Raw genomic sequence first — 15,625 nt, 5'->3', positions numbered from 1 at the left:
CGCCAACCGGGACCGCTACCTCGATTGCCTGAAGAAGGCCGCCGCCGGCCTCGACCACGCCCCGACCCGGCCGAAACGGGGCTGAGCGCTCTGCATCTTTCAGAAATCAGGGTGATGGCGCCGAAGCTGATCGAGCTTCTTCTTGAGCTCCAGAAGACGGCGCCGAAAGGCGGATGAAAGCGCTCGCGGGGTCACTCAATTCACCGAGAGGATCAATAAAGCCCGAGAATTGCGATTGCCGGTAGCAGCCTCACTCTCGGCTAATTCAGCGCAACAGCGTCTTCCTCAGGCGATGGATATGGGCCGCGCCGATGCCGCAGCAGCCGCCGATGATCGTCGCACCGGCTTCGGCCCAGGAGCAGGCAAAGCGCGAATAGGTGTCGTCATTCAAGTCGTCGCGCGTGTCGTGCAGGCCTTCATTGGCGGCTGCTTCGCCTGTTTCCCCTTCGAAGGCATTGGCATAGACCCCGACTTCGATGGGAGCATCCATCTTTCGGAAGACTCGCGCCGCGGTTTCCACCGCCGCCTGCATCACCTCGGGCTTGCTGCAGTTGAACAGGAAGGCTTCGGCGCCCGATGACACCGCCCAGGATGCCGCGTCCTCCACGCTTTCGCCGGAACGAAGCTTCGGCTCGCCGCCCTTGATCGCGGCCTCGTCGTCCGCCAAGGTGAAGGAAATCCAAAGCGGCTTGCCCGATGCCGCAACCGCCTTGCGGACGGCCTCGCCTTCGGCGATCAGGCTCAGCGTCTCGCCGAGCCATATATCGACAAAGGGCGCGAGGTTTTCGACAAGCACTCCGAGATAGTCCTGCACCCGCAAAGGTTCGAAGTTCTGCGGCTCGTAGGAGCCGAAGATCGGCGGCAACGAACCAGCGACCAACGCCTTCCTGTCGGTAGCGGCATCGGCAGCGTCGCGCGCCAGGCGACCGGCAAGACGGATCAGCGCCGGTCCCTCCGTCCAAAAGCGTTCTTCGCCGATGTGAAAAGGCACGAGCGCATAGCTGTTCGTCGTAATGATCTGGGCGCCGGCGGCGATGAATTCCTGGTGTACCTCTCGCACGATGTCAGGCGAATTCATCAGCGCCAGCGCCGACCATTCGGGCTGCTTCAGTTCGGCGCCCAGCCGCAGAAGTTCGCGGCTCATGCCGCCGTCGAGAATTCGCGTGGTGCTCATGAGGTAATCTCCATTCAGGCTGTCGCGCCGTCCTCGGCTGCGGGCTTTCAAAACAAAGTAGCGGGCTTCGTCGGCCTAGCGGCGAACCGGCACCTGCGCTTCGAGACTTCGGAAGACGCGGGCGATCACGGCGGTCAGGGCGAGATAGAAGAAGGTGACGACCAGCAGCGGTTCATAGACGAGCAGCGTGTCCTGCCGAACCTTGTTTGCCACGGCGTAGAGATCCATCACGGTCACCGTAAATGCGAGCGGCGTCGCCTTGAGCTGCATGACGATCTCTCCTGCAATCGTCGGCAGGGCGATGCGAATGGCGCGCGGCAGCCAGATGCGACGGATCAGCATCCCGGGCGACAGGCCGAAGGCCCGGCCCGCTTCGAGCTCGCCCTTGGGAACGGCAAGCAGCGCGCCGCGCAACACCTCTGCCTCGTAGGCTGCGTAGTTCAGGGTAAAACTGACGGCGGCGAAGAAGAAGCCCTCGCGCAGAATCGGCCAGAACAGGCTCTGGCGGATGCCGGGGACCATGGGCAGCAGCGAGCCCACCCCGTAGTAGAGAAGCCATAGCTGTATCAGCAGCGGCGTGCCGCGAAAGAAGGTGCAGTAGCTCCGCGCCAGGAGCCGCGTCAGTCTGCCGCCGCTGACCTGCGCGAAGGCGAGGCCTATGGCGATGACGAAGCCGAACACCACGGAGATTACCAGCAGGCAAACAGTCTGCCAGGCGCCGGTCAGAAGCAGCGGCCAATAGGAAGAGATCCAGGTGAAACTCATGGGGCGCTTTCTTCAGGCAAGACGCGGCTGTCCCCGCCGTACCCGTCCCTCGATCAGTTTGAAGACGACGTTGGAAACAAGCGTGATGGCGAGATAGAGAAGGGCCGAAGCAAGGAAAAAGACGAAGTAGTGCTTGGTGCTTGCCCCGGCAAGACGGGTGGCGAGCGCCAGTTCCTGGTAGCCGACGACCGCGACCAGCGCGCTGTCCTTGGTGACCGACATCCACAGATTGGCAAGACCCGGCAGCGCGTTCGGCAAAAGCGCCGGCAGCAGGACGCGGCGGAACCTCAGCAGCGGTCCCATGCCGAAGGCTTTGGCGGCCTCGATCTGGCCGACGGGAATGGCGAGGATCGCGCCGCGCAGCACTTCCGTCATGTAGGCACCCTGGACGAAGCCCAGCACGGCGACGGCCGCGACGAAGCCGTTCACATTGACCGGTGGCAACTCCAACGCGGCGAGCAGCCGGTTGAGTCCATCGGTGCCGGCATAATAGAGTCCGACGATCAGGATCAGCTCGGGAACGGCGCGGATCAGCGTGGTATAGAGATCGAGCAGCAGGCGCAGCATGCGATTGCCCGAGAGCTTCCCAAGCGCGCCGCCAGTGCCCAGCAGCAAGCCGATCGTAAAGGCGCAAGCCGAGATGGCGACCGTGGAGACCGCACCTGCCAAAAGGACGCCGCCCCATCCCGGAGGATAGGGAGACAGCAGGTCCAGAATACCTTGTTGCGCGGTCGCCATCGTTCCGGCTGCTTACTTTGCGCCGTAGATATCGAAATCGAAGTATTTCTTGTTGATGGCGTCATACTGGCCGTTGGCGCGAACCGCTGAGATCGCCGCGTTCAGCTTGGCCTTCAGCTCAGTGTCTTCCTTGCGCAAGCCGCCCGAAACACCGGCTCCGAGAATCTCCTTGTCATCGGCAACGTCGCCCATCTTGGCGCAGCAATCCTTGCCGCCATCGCTTTTCAGGAACGCGTCAAGCGCCAGTGAATCGCCGAAGACATAGTCGATACGGCCGGAGGCGAGATCCTGGAACGCCTCGTCGAGCGTCTGGTAGGTCTTTTCCTCCGCAGCGGCGGCGAAATACTTCTTGTAATATTCCGACTGGATCGTCGACACCTGGATGCCGATGGTCTTGCCCTTCACGTCCTCGGCGGTGGCGCCCGGCTTCTGGTCCTTGGGACCGATCAAGGTGCTCGGCGTGTTGTAATATTTGTCGGTGAAGTCGATCACCTTCGAGCGTTCCGCGGTGTTCGACATCGACGACCAGATCACGTCGAACTTCTTGCTCTGGAGCGCCGGAATGAGACCATCCCAGGAGATCTCGACGATCGAGCATTTCTCCTTCATCTCTTCGCATACGGCATTCATCAGGTCGATTTCCCATCCCTGCCATTGGCCGGAGGCGTCCTTGGCGAAGAAGGGCGGATAGGATTCGTTCATGACGCCGAAGCGGACTTCGGCCTGTGCGGTGACGGCGGAAAGCACGAGTGCCGCGCCGGCGAACAGTGTGGGAAGCAGTTTCATTCGCAGGATTCTCCTGGTTTGTGTTGTGTTGTCGATGAGAGATCGAAATGCATCAGTGGGTGCTGAGACCGGTGAATTCCCGGCAGCGGGCGCTGACGGGCGCCCCGAATATCTGCTCCGGCGGGCCTTCCTCCTCGATCCGTCCCTGATGCAGGAAGAGAACACGGCTGGAGACATCGCGGGCGAAGCGCATTTCATGCGTGACGATCAGCATGGTCCGGCCTTCTTCGGCGAGATCGCGGATGACCTTCAGGACCTCGCCGACCAGTTCCGGATCAAGCGCCGATGTCGGCTCGTCGAACAGCATGACATCAGGATCGACGCACAGCGCCCTCGCAATCGCCGCGCGCTGTTGTTGACCGCCGGAGAGGAACGCGGGATAGGCATCGCGTTTATCGAAGAGCCCGACCTTGTGGAGCAGGGCCTCGGCCTTTTCGATGGCCTCGCGCCGCGGAATACCCATGACGTGCACGGGCGCCTCGATGACGTTTTCCAGCACCGTCCGATGGGCCCAGAGATTGAAGCTCTGGAAGACCATCCCGAGCCCGGTCCGTATCCGTTCGATCTGCCGCCAGCTGCGCGGCTGCAGCCGGCCGCCCCGCCCCATCTTCAGCGCGATCTCCTCGCCGTTCACGGCGATGCGGCCACGATCAGGCGTTTCCAGGAAATTGATGCATCTGAGAAAAGTGCTCTTGCCGGAGCCCGACGAGCCGATGATAGAAATCACATCGGACTTCTCGGCCTGTGTCGAGATACCCTTGAGAACCTGTTGCGAGCCGAAGCTTTTATGGAGATCTTCGACGCGAAGAGCAGGAAAGGGTTGATCTGGCATGCATGGTTCCGGGTGAATTGAGTTTGCGAAGGATAATGATAAAATAACGCGGTTTTTTCGCGCAGTTTTCATCCATTCTGCATATTTTATGCAAAATAATCTTCTTCGTGCGGCAAGTACGGCAGAATGCGCGAGTTGCTGCGGAGAGAACTAGGATTGGACAATGGAACAGCTGGATCGTTTTGACCGTGACATTCTCGATATCGTTCAGCGCGACTGCCAGCTGAAAGCCGAAACGATTGCCGAACGGATCGGACTCTCGGTCTCGGCCGTGCAGAGGCGGTTGAAGCGGCTGCGCGAGGAAGGGATCATCAGGGCGGAGGTGGCCGTCGTCGACCGCAAGGCGACGGGGACAGCAATGGTGTTCATCGTCGGAATGGAGATCGAGCGGGACAATTACGACGCGCTGGCGAAGTTCCGCCTGTGGGCGGAGAAGCAGGATCACATCCAGCAGGTCTATTATGTCACCGGTGCGGTCGATCTGATCGCGATCGTCACCGCCCGCGACGTCGAGCATTATGACGATATCGCTGCCCTGATCATGGCTGACAATCCGCAGATCCGCCGCATGCACACGAATGTGGTGCTGCGGGACGTCAAGCTCGGCCTGTTCGTGCCCCTGGACTAGCGCGCACGATGCCCCGCCGGCAGTGGTTCCGACTGCCACGGATCGGGCGCCGACAAGCCGCTGGACTCGCTTTTGACAAAGGGCATAATTCCCGGCGCAAATTCTCGGGAGGAATGATCGTTGACGTTACGACACCAGATCATCGCATTGGCGATCGTACCGCTCGTCATTTCGATCCTTGCGATCACCACCTTCATCACCTGGCAATCGGCAAACCTCGCCAAGAATAGCATCGACACGTTCGAGCAGAACATGCTGAAGACCAAGGAAGCCGAAATCCTCAATCTGACCAACCTTGCCCTGTCCGCCATCCAGACGATCTATGACAAAGCCGGTTCCGACGACGGGGCCGCCAAGCAGCAGGTGGCGGCGATCCTGACCTCGCTCGATTACGGCAAGGACGGATATTTCTTCGTCTACGATTACGACGGCAACAACATCGTCCATCCGCGCCAGAGTTTCCGCCATGGGCATAACTGGCTCGACCTTACCGATCCGGATGGCGACAAGGTCATCGCCGAACTGATCGCCACCGCAAAAGCGGGCGGGGGCCTGCATCAGTACAAATGGCAGAAGCCATCGACCGGACAGATCGCCGACAAGCTCTCCTTCGTCGTCAGCCTCGACAAATGGCACTGGGTCGTCGGCACCGGCGTTTATCTGGATGACGTCTTTGCCCAAAGTGCCGCCGCCAATGCCGGAATGCGCGCCAACATAAAACGGACCTTCATCATCGTCGCACTGATCGCCGTGCCTTCGGTGCTTGTCGTTTTCACCACCTGCATGCTGCTGACGTTCCACGAGCGCCGCATGGCCGACGGCCGGCTCAAGCAGCTGACGCAGCGGGTTATCGATACCCAGGAAGAAGAGCGCGCGCGGCTTGCCCGCGAGTTGCACGACGGCATTTCCCAGAATCTCGTCGGCGTGCGCTATGCGATGGATCTTGCCGGCCGCAAGGTCAGGACCAATGTCGACGATGCGGCGCTGACGATCGACCGCGGTGTCGAGGCGCTGAACGGCGCCATCAAGGAAATCAGACGGCTGTCGCACGATCTGCGCCCGCGCGTGCTCGACGATCTCGGCCTGACGGCGGCGCTCGAGGCACTCTGCTATCATTTTGCCGAGCGGACGGGGATCGAGACGAAGATCGATGCCTCGGGGCTCACCGACACGCTGAAGGCCGAAGCGAACACCGCGCTTTATCGTGTCGCACAGGAAGCGTTCAACAATGTCGAGCGCCACTCGGGCGCGTCCAAGCTCGCAGTCAAGCTCTGGAGCGACGGCGGCCGAGCCCGCATGACGATCACCGACAACGGTACCGGCTTCGACGGCATCAAGGACGGCGTCTCCGGCAGATCGGGTCTCGGCCTGCGCAACATGCAGGAGCGGATGGCCCACTTCCGCGGCCTGTTGCTGATTAACAGCAGCGAGGCCGGCACGACGCTGACGGCGATGCTGCCGAAATCAGCCAATCGTCCCGCCGATCGGCAGGCAGAAGCTGCATGACGGAACGCCCGAAAATCAGGGTGCTCTTGATCGACAATCATCCGCTGGTGCTGGACGGGTTGAAGGCCGTGCTCGAAACATTCGACCATATCGAAGTTGCCGGTACGGCCGGGCTCGCGCAAACGGGGCTCGAGATCGGCCGGCAGGTCCTGCCGCAGGTCGTGTTGATGGACATCAACATGCCGAAGCTGAGCGGCATCGATGCGATCGAATTGTTCAGGAACGAACTTCCCCAGGCGCGGGTCGTGATGCTCTCCATGCATGACAGCCGCGAGTATATTTCCTCCTCGGTCATGCATGGCGCTGCCGGTTACATCCTGAAAGACGTTTCGACCGACGAGATCGTCTCGGCCATCGAGACCGTGGCGGACGGGGGGACGTATTTCTCGTCCGGCGTCTTCGACGCGCTGATGGGCGAACGGGCGGAGGAGGGTAGCGATCCCCTGACACCGCGCGAACGCGACATTCTCGGGCTGATCGTTGCGGGCAGAAGCAACCGGGAGATCGCCGAAACGCTGGGGATCACCCCCGCCACGACGGAAACGCATCGCAAGAACCTCAAGAAGAAGCTCGGCATCGCCACCACGGCGGGCCTCATCCGCTATGCGCTCGATCACGGTATCGTCTCGAAAATCGGGTAAATCGCGTCTACCCACTTCTGGGTAGGCCTCGGCAATTCAGCGCCGCGCCCGTCTTGTGAGGACAAAACCAACGCCATAGGACTCCATCCACGGCTGGCCGAGTGCGAGCCGTTGGGAGGAATTCACATGCGTTACATCAGCTTCCGATCGGTCGGAAAACCTCGAGCGACCCGAGCCGGGCCTGCCGCGGCCGCCGGCTGACAGACCTGCCTTCCACGCCGACAACTGGAACATGGCGACCGCCGCCCGCGGCGCCTGAAAGGTATCCCGACATGGAAAAACCACGTAGCAAGGCAGCGCTCTGGCTGCTTGTCATTCCCTATCTAGGTCTGCTCTGGCCGCCATTCTACAATGTCCGCGAGCCATCTCTTTTCGGCTTTCCGTTCTTCTATTGGTATCAGCTTCTCTGGGTGCCGATCACCGCAGCGCTGACCTGGATCGCCTATCGGAGCACTCGCCATGACGACTGACATCAACGGTACGGCACTTGCCGTCTTCATCTTCTTTTTCGTTTTGGTCACGGTCATGGGCTTCGTCGCCAGCCGCTGGCGCAAGCCCGAGACACTGGCCCATATCGATGAATGGGGCCTGGGCGGACGCAACTTCGGCACCTGGATCACCTGGTTCCTCGTCGGCGGCGATTTCTATACCGCTTACACCGTGATCGCCGTCCCGGCGCTGGTCTATACCGTGGGAGCCTACGGCTTCTTTGCGCTGCCCTACACGATCGTCGTCTATCCCTTCGTCTTCATGGTCATGCCTGTGCTGTGGAAACGCGCCAAGGATTTCGGCTATGTGACGGCTGGCGACGTCGTTCATGGTCAGTATGGATCGCGCGGTCTCGAACTCGCCGTGGCGGCAACCGGCGTCATCGCCACCATGCCCTATATCGCCCTCCAACTCGTCGGCATGACCGCGGTGCTGAAGGCGCTCGGGCTGCATGGGGAACTGCCGCTGGCGATCGCCTTTATCGTGCTGGCGCTCTACACCTATTCCGCGGGCCTGCGCGCCCCGGCTCTGATCGCCTTCGTCAAGGACATCATGATCTATATCGTTGTGATCGCGGCGGTTGCCCTGATCCCGTCGAAACTCGGAGGCTACGCCAATGTCTTCGCCTCGGCCGATGCGGCCTTCCAGGCCAAGGGGTCCGGCAACCTGCTGCTCGGCGGCAACCAGTATGTCGCCTATGCCACGCTCGCTTTGGGTTCGGCGCTCGCGGCCTTCATGTATCCGCATACGCTGACCGGCATCTTTGCCTCCAACAGCGGCAAGACGATCCGCAAGAATGCGATCATGTTGCCCGCCTATACGCTGCTGCTCGGCCTTCTGGCGCTGCTCGGCTATATGGGGCATGCCGCCAATCTGAAGCTCGACAGCGCCAACGACGTCGTTCCGACGCTGTTCAAGACGCTATTTTCGGGCTGGTTCTCCGGTTTCGCCTTTGCCGCGATCGCCATCGGCGCCCTGGTGCCGGCGGCGGTGATGAGCATCGGCGCCGCCAATCTCTTCACCCGCAATTTCCGGACAGCTTATGTCGATCCAGACGTCAGCGACGCGGGCGAGGCCAAGGTCGCAAAGATCACCTCGCTCGTCGTGAAGATCGGGGCGCTGCTCGTCATCATCTTCCTGCCGACGCAATTCGCCCTCGACCTGCAGCTGCTCGGTGGCATCTGGATCCTGCAGACGCTTCCGGCCCTGGTCTTCGGCCTGTACACCAACTGGTTCCGTGCTCCCGGTCTTCTTGCCGGCTGGTTCGTCGGCTTCGGCGGCGGAACTTTCCTCGTCTGGGATGCCGGTTGGAAGCCCCTGCATTTGATCAGCCTCGGCGGCGAACCCTTCACCGTCTATACCGGACTGCTGGCGCTTGCGGCCAACATCGCAGTCGCGGTCGTGGTCAACGCCCTGCTTCCGGCCAAGGCTCCGGTCCGGGCCTAGAGCATGGTGCCGAAAAGTGTGAGCGGCTTTCGGACAACATCATGCTCTTTGGGCCGAAAATGCGAAGGGCAGCAAACGCTGCCCTTCGCAAAATTATGCCGCTTTGGCGTTCCTGCATAAGCTGGAGAGAGATCAGAGCGACTTAAAACTCTTCCCAATCGCCGGCCACTGCCGCATTCCCGTTCGTCTGGAACGACTTACCCACTTTGGCAATCATTTGGCGCGCAGGCGAGGGCGCCGGTTGAGCATGTGGCGCCGCGGCAGCGGGCTGCGATGCGCGCTTCGGTGCCACCAGTCCGCCAATGTTGAACTGGCCCAGAAGCTGGAACAGCGCGTCGGCTTCCTTGGCGAGGTTGTGGGCGGCCGCTGTGGCTTCTTCCACCATGGCGGCGTTCTGCTGCGTCCCCTGATCCATCCTGTTGACGGCGGTATTGATCTCTTTCAGCCCCGTCGCCTGCTCTTGCGAAGCGCCGACGATGGCCCCCACATTGCCGTCGACCTGCTGCACCTGCTCGGCAATCTCCTTCAGCGCCTTTCCGGTCTCGCCAACCAGGGCCACACCGCTCTTGACGTGGCCGTTCGAAGCGTTGATGAGTTCCTTGATTTCCTTGGCCGCCTTGGCGGAACGTTGCGCCAATTCGCGCACTTCTTGAGCCACGACCGCAAAGCCCTTGCCAGCCTCACCGGCACGGGCGGCTTCGACGCCGGCATTGAGCGCCAGCAGATTGGTCTGGAACGCGATTTCATCGATGACGCCGATGATGCTGCCGATTTCGGTGGCGGAGGATTCGATCTTGCCCATGGCGTCGACCGCATCCCGAACGACGCTGCCCGAGCGTTCGGCACTGTCCTTCGTCTTGCGAACGAGCTGGCCGGCTTCCTGAGCCTTGTTGCTCGAGTCGGCAACGGTGGTCGTAATTTCTTCCAGGGCAGCGGCGGTTTCCTCGACCGAGGCTGCCTGCTGTTCGGTCCGCTTGGCGAGATCGTCCGAGGCGGAGCGGATCTCCTGTGCACCGGCCGCGATGGCGCTGGCGTTCTGGGCAACCTTCTGCATGGCGGCACGGAGCTTTTCTACCGCAGAATTGAAGTCGGCTCTGAGCTTTTCCAAGGACGGAATGAACGGAGTGCCGATCTGCTGTGTAAGGTCGCCATCGGCCAGCGCCTGCAGCGCATCGCCAAGCTGGCCGACTGCCTTGTCCGTCTGCTCGGCAAGCGTGCGGCGTTCATCGGCATCCTGCTCGAGCCGATGCCGCTCCGACACGGCTCGCTTCGCCTCGGCGTCGGCTTCCCGTTCCGCCTTTGCCGAAATTGCGTCGCGCAGCCCGGCCACCGCCCGTGCGAGCTTGCCGATCTCATCGCCGCGCGCTTCGAGGCGGCGATCGCCGTTGAGATTGCCGTCGGCCATCGCTTTCAGCGAAAGCTGAAGTTTTGCCAGCGGGCCGACGATCGTGCGTGCGGTCACAGCCGCGGCAACCAGTGAAAGAACGGCCGCAATGCCAAGCGCGGTCAGGGCGAATGGCTTGAAGCCGCTTGCCATGCTGCGAACCTCGCCGCCGATCGATTTGTTCAGCGCTTCCTGATAGTCGATGAATTTGTTAATGGCGCCGAGCCAGGCAACGAAGGCCGGTCGAGCCTGTTCGAGCAGAATCTTGCGGGCGGCCTCGCCGTCGCCCTTCTCCTGCAGCGCAATGATCTGGGCGACCAATGGATTGGTCTTCGCCTGAATGTCTGCAATCTCGCTGAGGATGGTCTTTTCCTGTTCCGTCGCACCGGCCGGAGATGCAACCATATCCGCCATGCGCTTTTCATTCTCGGCGTAAGAGGCTGCCAGCTTCTCGATCAATGCCTCGGCCGTCTTCCGTTCATCGGGAGACGTCACCAGAGTGACGTCTCGGATGGCGATCGCCCGATCATGCACGCTGCCGCGGTAGTTGATGGCAAACCGCTGCTTCACGCTGTTGACGTCGTTGATCGCTCCAAGTTTATCGTTGATCTGCGCAACTTCTTCCGTCGAATAGATGGTCAAGCCTACCATCAGCAAGAGGAGAACGCCGAAGCCAAGCGCCAGGCGCGCCACAACCCCGAAACTCATGATATTCTTCATATGCACTCTCCCCCGCGATGAGCTTTGTTCGAAGGATGTCTCGGCAGCCGACGGGCACCCTGTGCCCGGAATCGCGCTTGAGATACGGGACATCCGTCAAAGCAATAAAAGCCGATTTCATGCGAAATTCGGGTGCCTGGCCCGCCATCATGGCGGAGGTGACAATTCTCAAGAACGTCGCCCCGATACCTAAAAAATTAGAGTAATATATTTTAGAGAGTGTAAACGGAGCCGACGGAGCAAGCTATAGCGCTCTATCTGGATAGCATTTGCGCTTTTCGGATGGACAATTTGACGAGCGCGCTCCCGATGGTTGCGAAATCTCTTACCTCGCCCAAACAACAAGGTTCCGCGGCTTGCCCGCGAACTGCGCGACGCTCTGAACGGGCTCGCCAATCGGCATGAATTGCACCGGCGATACCGGAGCGCCGCTGCTCCGGCTTCAGCCGCGCAGCAGCGGGAGAAGCTGATCGCCCTGCCGTTTGATTTCTGAGAGATAGGGCGTGTCGGACAGCACGAAGTGGGTGATGCCGAGATCCTGGTATTTGCGCAGCGATCGGGCGACGTCTTCCGCCGACCCGACCAGCCAGGTGGTGCCGGCGCCGCCGCCGCCGAATTTGCCCGGCGCGGTATAGAGGTTGTCGTCGAGGACGTCGCCGCGCTCATGCAGATCGAGCAGCCGCTGCTGGCCGACGGCGAGCGCCCGCTGGTGATCGTGCCAGCCGCTGCCCTTGCTTCTGGCCATCTCGGCGACCTTCGCCTCGGCGTCGGTCCAGGCCTGTTTCGTGGTGTCGCGGACCAACGTCGTTATCCGCAGGCCGAATTCCAGCGGCGGGAGGTCGCGGTCAAGCTCCCTGCTCAACGCCTTGAGCCGGTCGATCCGCTCGCGGACACCGTCGAGCGGCTCGCCCCAGAAAAGCTGGACATCGGCCTCGGTGGCGGCCACCCGCTCGGCCGCCTCCGAGGCGCCGCCAAAGTAGAATTTGGGGTGCCGACGATCGCCGCGGACCTGGATGCGCGGCACCACGGTGGATTCAGCGACCCGGAAGTTCTCGCCCGCGGATGTGACGTTGTCCTCGGTCCACAGTCTGCGGACCAGCCGCATGAACTCCTTGGTGCGGCCGTAGCGATGCGCTTGATCGCCCTCGCTGTCGCCGTAGGCAGCGAGGTTGTCCTTGCCCGACACGACGTTGATCCGCACGCGGCCGCCGGTCAGATGGTCCAGCGTGGCTGCCGCGGAAGCGAAGTTCGCCGGTCGCCAATAGCCGGGACGGATCGCAATGAGCGGTTCAAAGGTGGTCGTTCGGGCAGCGAGCGAGGCTGCGACCGTGAAGGTGTCGGGACGGCCCCAACCGGTGCCGATGAGCGCTCCCTTCCAGCCATGTTCCTCCAGCGCCCTTGCGTGGCTGGTCAGCGTATCCAGGCTGTTGTGGTTCTCGACGGCGGAATCGCCGCGATGACCGGCTTTGACGTCGTTGGGAATATACCAGAGAAATTCGGAACTATTGTTCATGCGATGCTGCGGTTCTGTGGGTGATTGAACAAAAAGAGGGGAGGGAAGCCCCTCAAGAGATCATACGGCCGCCTGCACCTGCTGCTGCCCCGCCTGAACCACAAAGCTATTCGGCGGGCGTTGGAGGCCAAGGTTCTCCCGCAGCGTCGTGCCTTCGTATTCGTGCCGGAACAGGCCGCGCTTGCGCAGGATCGGCACGACCTGATCGACGAAATCGGTCAAGGCGGTGGGCAGGATCGGCGGCATGATGTTGAAGGCGTCGGCAGCACCGTTCTCGAACCATGTCTGCATCGCATCGGCGATCTGCTCCGGTGTTCCGACCACCGTCCGGTGGCCACGAGCGGTGGCGACCGCCAGATAGAACTGGCGCAGCGTCAGATTGTTGCGTGATACCAGATCGGAAACCAGCTTGAGGCGGCTCTTGTTGAGTTCGGTATTTTCAGGCAGGGGAGGGGCGGGATCATCCAGCGAGTAGCCGGAAAGGTCGATGCCCTTGTAGTGGCGGGCAAGGATATTCCAGGCGATGGATGGATGAACCAGCGATTGGATATGGTCGTAATTCGCCTGGGCTTCCGCTTCCGTCCCGCCGAGAACGGGGAATATGCCGGGACTGATCAGCAGTTCGTCCGGCCGGCGCCCGTAGCGGGCGAGCCGCCCTTTGACGTCGGAATAGAATTCCTGCGCATCCTCGAAGGTCTGGTTGGCGGTAAAGATCATCTCGGCCGTGCGGGCGGCAAGTTCGCGCCCGGGTTCCGATGCGCCGGCCTGCACGATGACAGGATAGCCCTGAACCGGACGGCCGACGTTGAGCGGACCGGCCACCGAGAAGAACTTGCCCTTGTGATCGACGAGATGCACCTTGTCGGGATTGAGATAGACCCCGCTTTCCTTGTCGCGGATGAAGGCGTCGTCCTCGTAGGAATCCCATAGGCCCTTCACCAGGTCGACGAATTCCTCGGCCCGCTCATAACGATCGGCATGGGCAGGATGGCCTGCGATTGAAAAATTCTTCGAAACATCCGCACCTGTCGTGACGACGTTCCAGGCGGCGCGACCCTTGGAGATATAGTCGAGCGACGCGAACCTGCGGGCGAGAAGGTAGGGGTCCTCGTAGGTCGTCGATGCCGTGGCGACGAAGCCGATATGTTTGGTCACCTGCGAGAGGGCAGCCCAAAGGGTCAGGGGCTCGAAATGTGCGCCCTGGGCGGTGCGACGAAGCGCTTCGGGGTCCTTGGCGCGGTCCCATCCCGCCGGGCTGTCGGCGACGAAGACGAGATCGAATTTGCCGCGTTCAGCGGTCTGCGCGAGCTCGCGGTAGTGATCGATATTGAGGCCGGCATCGGCCTGCGCCTCCGGATGGCGCCAGGCGGCAATATGATGGCCGGTGGCCATGATGAAAGCGCCAAGCCGCATTTGCCTTTTCGATGTGCTCATTGGCTTATCCCTAGGATCAAATTGAACTGTTGCTGATGTCAGGCGGCCTTGCGGCCCGGACGCTCGACCCCGAGCCGGCTGAGAAGATGGATGCGGAATTGCGCAAAGCGCGGATCACCGTGGTCGCGCGGCGTCGGCAGATCGATCTTGAGATCCTCGATGAGGCGCCCTTCGTCGAGGACCAATATACGGTCGGCCAGCGAAATCGCCTCGTCGACGTCGTGGGTGACGAGCAGCACGGCAGGACGGTGTCTTGCGCACAACTCCCGCAGCAGATCGTGCATTTTCAGTCGGGTCAGCGCATCGAGCGCGCCGAACGGCTCATCGGCGAGAAGCAGGGCCGGCTCGCGCACCAGCGAACGGGCAAGCGCGACCCTCTGCTGCTCGCCACCCGAAAGCTGGTTCGGCCACGCCGTTTCACGGCCTGCAAGTCCGACTTCCGCCAAAGCCTTCCGTCCGGCTTCCTGGCCGGAGGCGCCGGTCAAGCCGAGCGTGACGTTCTGGATGACGGTGCGCCACGGCAGCAGGCGGGCGTCCTGGAAAACCACCGAAAGGCTCTCCGGTGTCTCGAGGATGCCGGTTCCCTCGACACCGTGATCGAGACCGGCAAGAGCCCTCAGGAACGTGCTTTTGCCGGAGCCGCTGCGGCCAAGCAGGGCAACAAACTCGCCTTCCTCGATATCGAGATCGACGCCGTCGAGGATCGTCTTCGTCGCAAACCGCCGTGCGAGGTCTCGCACGTGGACGGCTTTGTTTGCGGGCTTCAGTTTGCCAGGGTGCGGCGCCATGAGAGGGCCCTCCGTTCTATGAGGCGGACGAGACCGTCCGAGACGAGACCGAGCAGCACATAGACCACCAGGCCGACGAGAATGACGTCGGTCTGCCCGTAATTTCGGGCAAGATCGATCATGTAACCGAGCCCGCTGGTGGCGTTGATCTGCTCGACCACGACGAGGGAAACCCAGCAGAGGGTGACGGCAAACCGCAGACCCAGAAGGAAACCCGGCAAGGCACCCGGCAGCACGACCTGAAGGATGAAGTCCTTCTGGCTCATCCGCAGTGTTTCGGCCAATTCGACATAACGGCTGTCGATGCTGCGGAGCGCATTGTGAGTGTGGATGTAAATCGGCACGATCACGGCAAGCGCGATGGTCGTGACCTTCATGCTCTCGCCGATGCCGAACCACAGGATCAGCAAGGGGATCAGGGCCAGTGTCGGTATCGCACGCTTGATCTGGACCGGCCCGTCAATCAGGGCTTCGCCGATCCGGGAAAGACCGGCGATCACCGCCAAAATCGTGCCGATCAGCAATCCGATGCTGAGGCCGAGCAGGGCGCGTGTCGCTGACGTCACGAAATTGTCCTGCAGGCGACCCTGCTCGATGAGCCTTACGAAAGCCTCAGCCACTGTCCACGGCGCCGACAGGATCCGCGGGTCGATCCATCCGAGCGCCGAGCCAACGACCCAGGTCAAGACGAGTAATGCCGGCCCGATCTGCAATCCGAAAGGGATCGCCGGTCCGGGGCCTAACCTGCGCCGGGTTCGGGGGCCAGCGGAGCCAGCCGGTT

The 15,625-nt window shown here is 61.7% G+C and carries 15 protein-coding genes and 2 pseudogenes; 7 read left to right on the top strand and 10 right to left on the bottom strand.

All coding sequences use genetic code 11. The annotated features are described in order from the left end of the window. Both FY112_RS08150 and FY112_RS37520 read left to right on the top strand, forming a co-directional pair. A pseudogene (locus FY112_RS08150) lies at positions 1-85 on the top strand (IclR family transcriptional regulator); the annotation flags it as partial. Next, positions 76-177: pseudogene (locus tag FY112_RS37520) on the top strand (MarR family transcriptional regulator); the annotation flags it as partial. The pseudogenes FY112_RS08150 and FY112_RS37520, both read left to right, overlap by 10 nt. Positions 178-265: 88 nt before the next feature. On the opposite strand, the gene FY112_RS08140 reads toward FY112_RS37520, so the two are convergent. The 5 genes from FY112_RS08140 to FY112_RS08120 all read right to left on the bottom strand — a co-directional run bounded on the left by FY112_RS08140 (position 266) and on the right by FY112_RS08120 (position 4,295). Next, the gene (locus FY112_RS08140; protein WP_017958216.1) at positions 266-1,174 is read right to left on the bottom strand and encodes a homocysteine S-methyltransferase family protein; all 909 of its coding nucleotides are present in this window, start codon (positions 1,172-1,174) and stop codon (positions 266-268) included. Between the two features lie 75 nt (positions 1,175-1,249). Continuing rightward, on the bottom strand, positions 1,250-1,939 hold the full coding sequence (locus FY112_RS08135) for an ABC transporter permease (RefSeq protein ID WP_151518139.1): 690 nt from the start codon (positions 1,937-1,939) through the stop codon (positions 1,250-1,252). A 12-nt stretch (positions 1,940-1,951) separates the two neighbouring features. Continuing rightward, the gene (locus FY112_RS08130; protein WP_151518138.1) at positions 1,952-2,677 is read right to left on the bottom strand and encodes an ABC transporter permease subunit; all 726 of its coding nucleotides are present in this window, start codon (positions 2,675-2,677) and stop codon (positions 1,952-1,954) included. 12 nt (positions 2,678-2,689) lie between these two features. After that, positions 2,690-3,463 (bottom strand): transporter substrate-binding domain-containing protein, encoded by a 774-nt coding sequence (locus FY112_RS08125; protein WP_151518137.1) that lies wholly within the window; start codon positions 3,461-3,463, stop codon positions 2,690-2,692. 52 nt (positions 3,464-3,515) lie between these two features. Continuing rightward, positions 3,516-4,295, bottom strand: coding sequence for an ATP-binding cassette domain-containing protein (locus FY112_RS08120; protein ID WP_151518136.1), 780 nt, complete (start codon positions 4,293-4,295; stop codon positions 3,516-3,518). Positions 4,296-4,458: 163 nt separating this feature from the next. Here FY112_RS08120 and FY112_RS08115 point away from each other — a divergent pair, with 163 nt between their 5' ends. The 5 genes from FY112_RS08115 to mctP all read left to right on the top strand — a co-directional run bounded on the left by FY112_RS08115 (position 4,459) and on the right by mctP (position 9,005). Further along, a complete protein-coding gene (locus tag FY112_RS08115; protein WP_011654432.1) occupies positions 4,459-4,923 on the top strand; it encodes an Lrp/AsnC family transcriptional regulator in 465 nt (154 codons plus the stop codon). Between the two features lie 120 nt (positions 4,924-5,043). Continuing rightward, positions 5,044-6,429 (top strand): sensor histidine kinase MctS, encoded by a 1,386-nt coding sequence (mctS, locus tag FY112_RS08110; protein ID WP_151518135.1) that lies wholly within the window; start codon positions 5,044-5,046, stop codon positions 6,427-6,429. Then, positions 6,426-7,070, top strand: coding sequence for a two-component system response regulator MctR (gene mctR, locus FY112_RS08105; RefSeq protein WP_151518134.1), 645 nt, complete (start codon positions 6,426-6,428; stop codon positions 7,068-7,070). The genes mctS and mctR overlap by 4 nt, the downstream gene beginning before the upstream one ends. 272 nt (positions 7,071-7,342) lie before the next feature. Beyond that, complete coding sequence (locus FY112_RS08100) at positions 7,343-7,540, top strand: DUF3311 domain-containing protein (RefSeq protein ID WP_003555492.1); 198 nt, start codon at positions 7,343-7,345, stop codon at positions 7,538-7,540. Then, a complete protein-coding gene (gene mctP / locus FY112_RS08095; RefSeq protein ID WP_151518133.1) occupies positions 7,530-9,005 on the top strand; it encodes a sodium:solute symporter family monocarboxylate transporter in 1,476 nt (491 codons plus the stop codon). The genes FY112_RS08100 and mctP overlap by 11 nt, the downstream gene beginning before the upstream one ends. A 142-nt stretch (positions 9,006-9,147) precedes the next feature. On the opposite strand, the gene FY112_RS08090 is transcribed toward mctP, so the two are convergent. The 5 genes from FY112_RS08090 to FY112_RS08070 all read right to left on the bottom strand — a co-directional run. Next, positions 9,148-11,109, bottom strand: coding sequence for a methyl-accepting chemotaxis protein (locus tag FY112_RS08090; protein WP_131629676.1), 1,962 nt, complete (start codon positions 11,107-11,109; stop codon positions 9,148-9,150). Positions 11,110-11,551: 442 nt separating this feature from the next. After that, positions 11,552-12,622 carry an LLM class flavin-dependent oxidoreductase gene (locus FY112_RS08085; protein ID WP_151518132.1) on the bottom strand — a complete coding sequence of 357 codons (1,071 nt, stop codon included), beginning with the start codon at positions 12,620-12,622 and terminating at the stop codon, positions 11,552-11,554. Between the two features lie 60 nt (positions 12,623-12,682). Continuing rightward, on the bottom strand, positions 12,683-14,056 hold the full coding sequence (locus tag FY112_RS08080) for an LLM class flavin-dependent oxidoreductase (RefSeq protein ID WP_094088856.1): 1,374 nt from the start codon (positions 14,054-14,056) through the stop codon (positions 12,683-12,685). A 38-nt stretch (positions 14,057-14,094) separates the two neighbouring features. Beyond that, positions 14,095-14,844 (bottom strand): ABC transporter ATP-binding protein, encoded by a 750-nt coding sequence (locus tag FY112_RS08075; protein WP_151518131.1) that lies wholly within the window; start codon positions 14,842-14,844, stop codon positions 14,095-14,097. Continuing rightward, the coding region (locus tag FY112_RS08070; RefSeq protein ID WP_151518130.1) for an ABC transporter permease at positions 14,820-15,625 on the bottom strand (806 nt) is incomplete at its 5' end. The genes FY112_RS08070 and FY112_RS08075, both read right to left, overlap by 25 nt.

This window comes from Rhizobium sp. PEPV16 (genome assembly GCF_008919455.1).
GTDB classification, from domain to species: Bacteria; Pseudomonadota; Alphaproteobacteria; order Rhizobiales; family Rhizobiaceae; genus Rhizobium; species Rhizobium leguminosarum_Q.
Note: the sequence above shows the minus strand (reverse complement) of the source record. Positions and strands in the feature narration are given on the sequence as shown.

Excerpts from the sequence above, each read along its gene's own strand:
- FY112_RS08090 (WP_131629676.1), bottom strand. The coding sequence starts at position 11,109 with ATGAAGAATATCATGAGTTTCGGGGTTGTGGCGCGCCTGGCGCTTGGC.
- FY112_RS08115 (WP_011654432.1), top strand. The coding sequence starts at position 4,459 with ATGGAACAGCTGGATCGTTTTGACCGTGACATTCTCGATATCGTTCAG.
- FY112_RS08130 (WP_151518138.1), bottom strand. The coding sequence starts at position 2,677 with ATGGCGACCGCGCAACAAGGTATTCTGGACCTGCTGTCTCCCTATCCT.
- mctR (WP_151518134.1), top strand. The coding sequence starts at position 6,426 with ATGACGGAACGCCCGAAAATCAGGGTGCTCTTGATCGACAATCATCCG.
- FY112_RS08140 (WP_017958216.1), bottom strand. The coding sequence starts at position 1,174 with ATGAGCACCACGCGAATTCTCGACGGCGGCATGAGCCGCGAACTTCTG.
- FY112_RS08125 (WP_151518137.1), bottom strand. The coding sequence starts at position 3,463 with ATGAAACTGCTTCCCACACTGTTCGCCGGCGCGGCACTCGTGCTTTCC.
- mctP (WP_151518133.1), top strand. The coding sequence starts at position 7,530 with ATGACGACTGACATCAACGGTACGGCACTTGCCGTCTTCATCTTCTTT.
- FY112_RS08080 (WP_094088856.1), bottom strand. The coding sequence starts at position 14,056 with ATGAGCACATCGAAAAGGCAAATGCGGCTTGGCGCTTTCATCATGGCC.
- FY112_RS08085 (WP_151518132.1), bottom strand. The coding sequence starts at position 12,622 with ATGAACAATAGTTCCGAATTTCTCTGGTATATTCCCAACGACGTCAAA.
- FY112_RS08120 (WP_151518136.1), bottom strand. The coding sequence starts at position 4,295 with ATGCCAGATCAACCCTTTCCTGCTCTTCGCGTCGAAGATCTCCATAAA.
- FY112_RS08100 (WP_003555492.1), top strand. The coding sequence starts at position 7,343 with ATGGAAAAACCACGTAGCAAGGCAGCGCTCTGGCTGCTTGTCATTCCC.
- FY112_RS08075 (WP_151518131.1), bottom strand. The coding sequence starts at position 14,844 with ATGGCGCCGCACCCTGGCAAACTGAAGCCCGCAAACAAAGCCGTCCAC.
- FY112_RS08135 (WP_151518139.1), bottom strand. The coding sequence starts at position 1,939 with ATGAGTTTCACCTGGATCTCTTCCTATTGGCCGCTGCTTCTGACCGGC.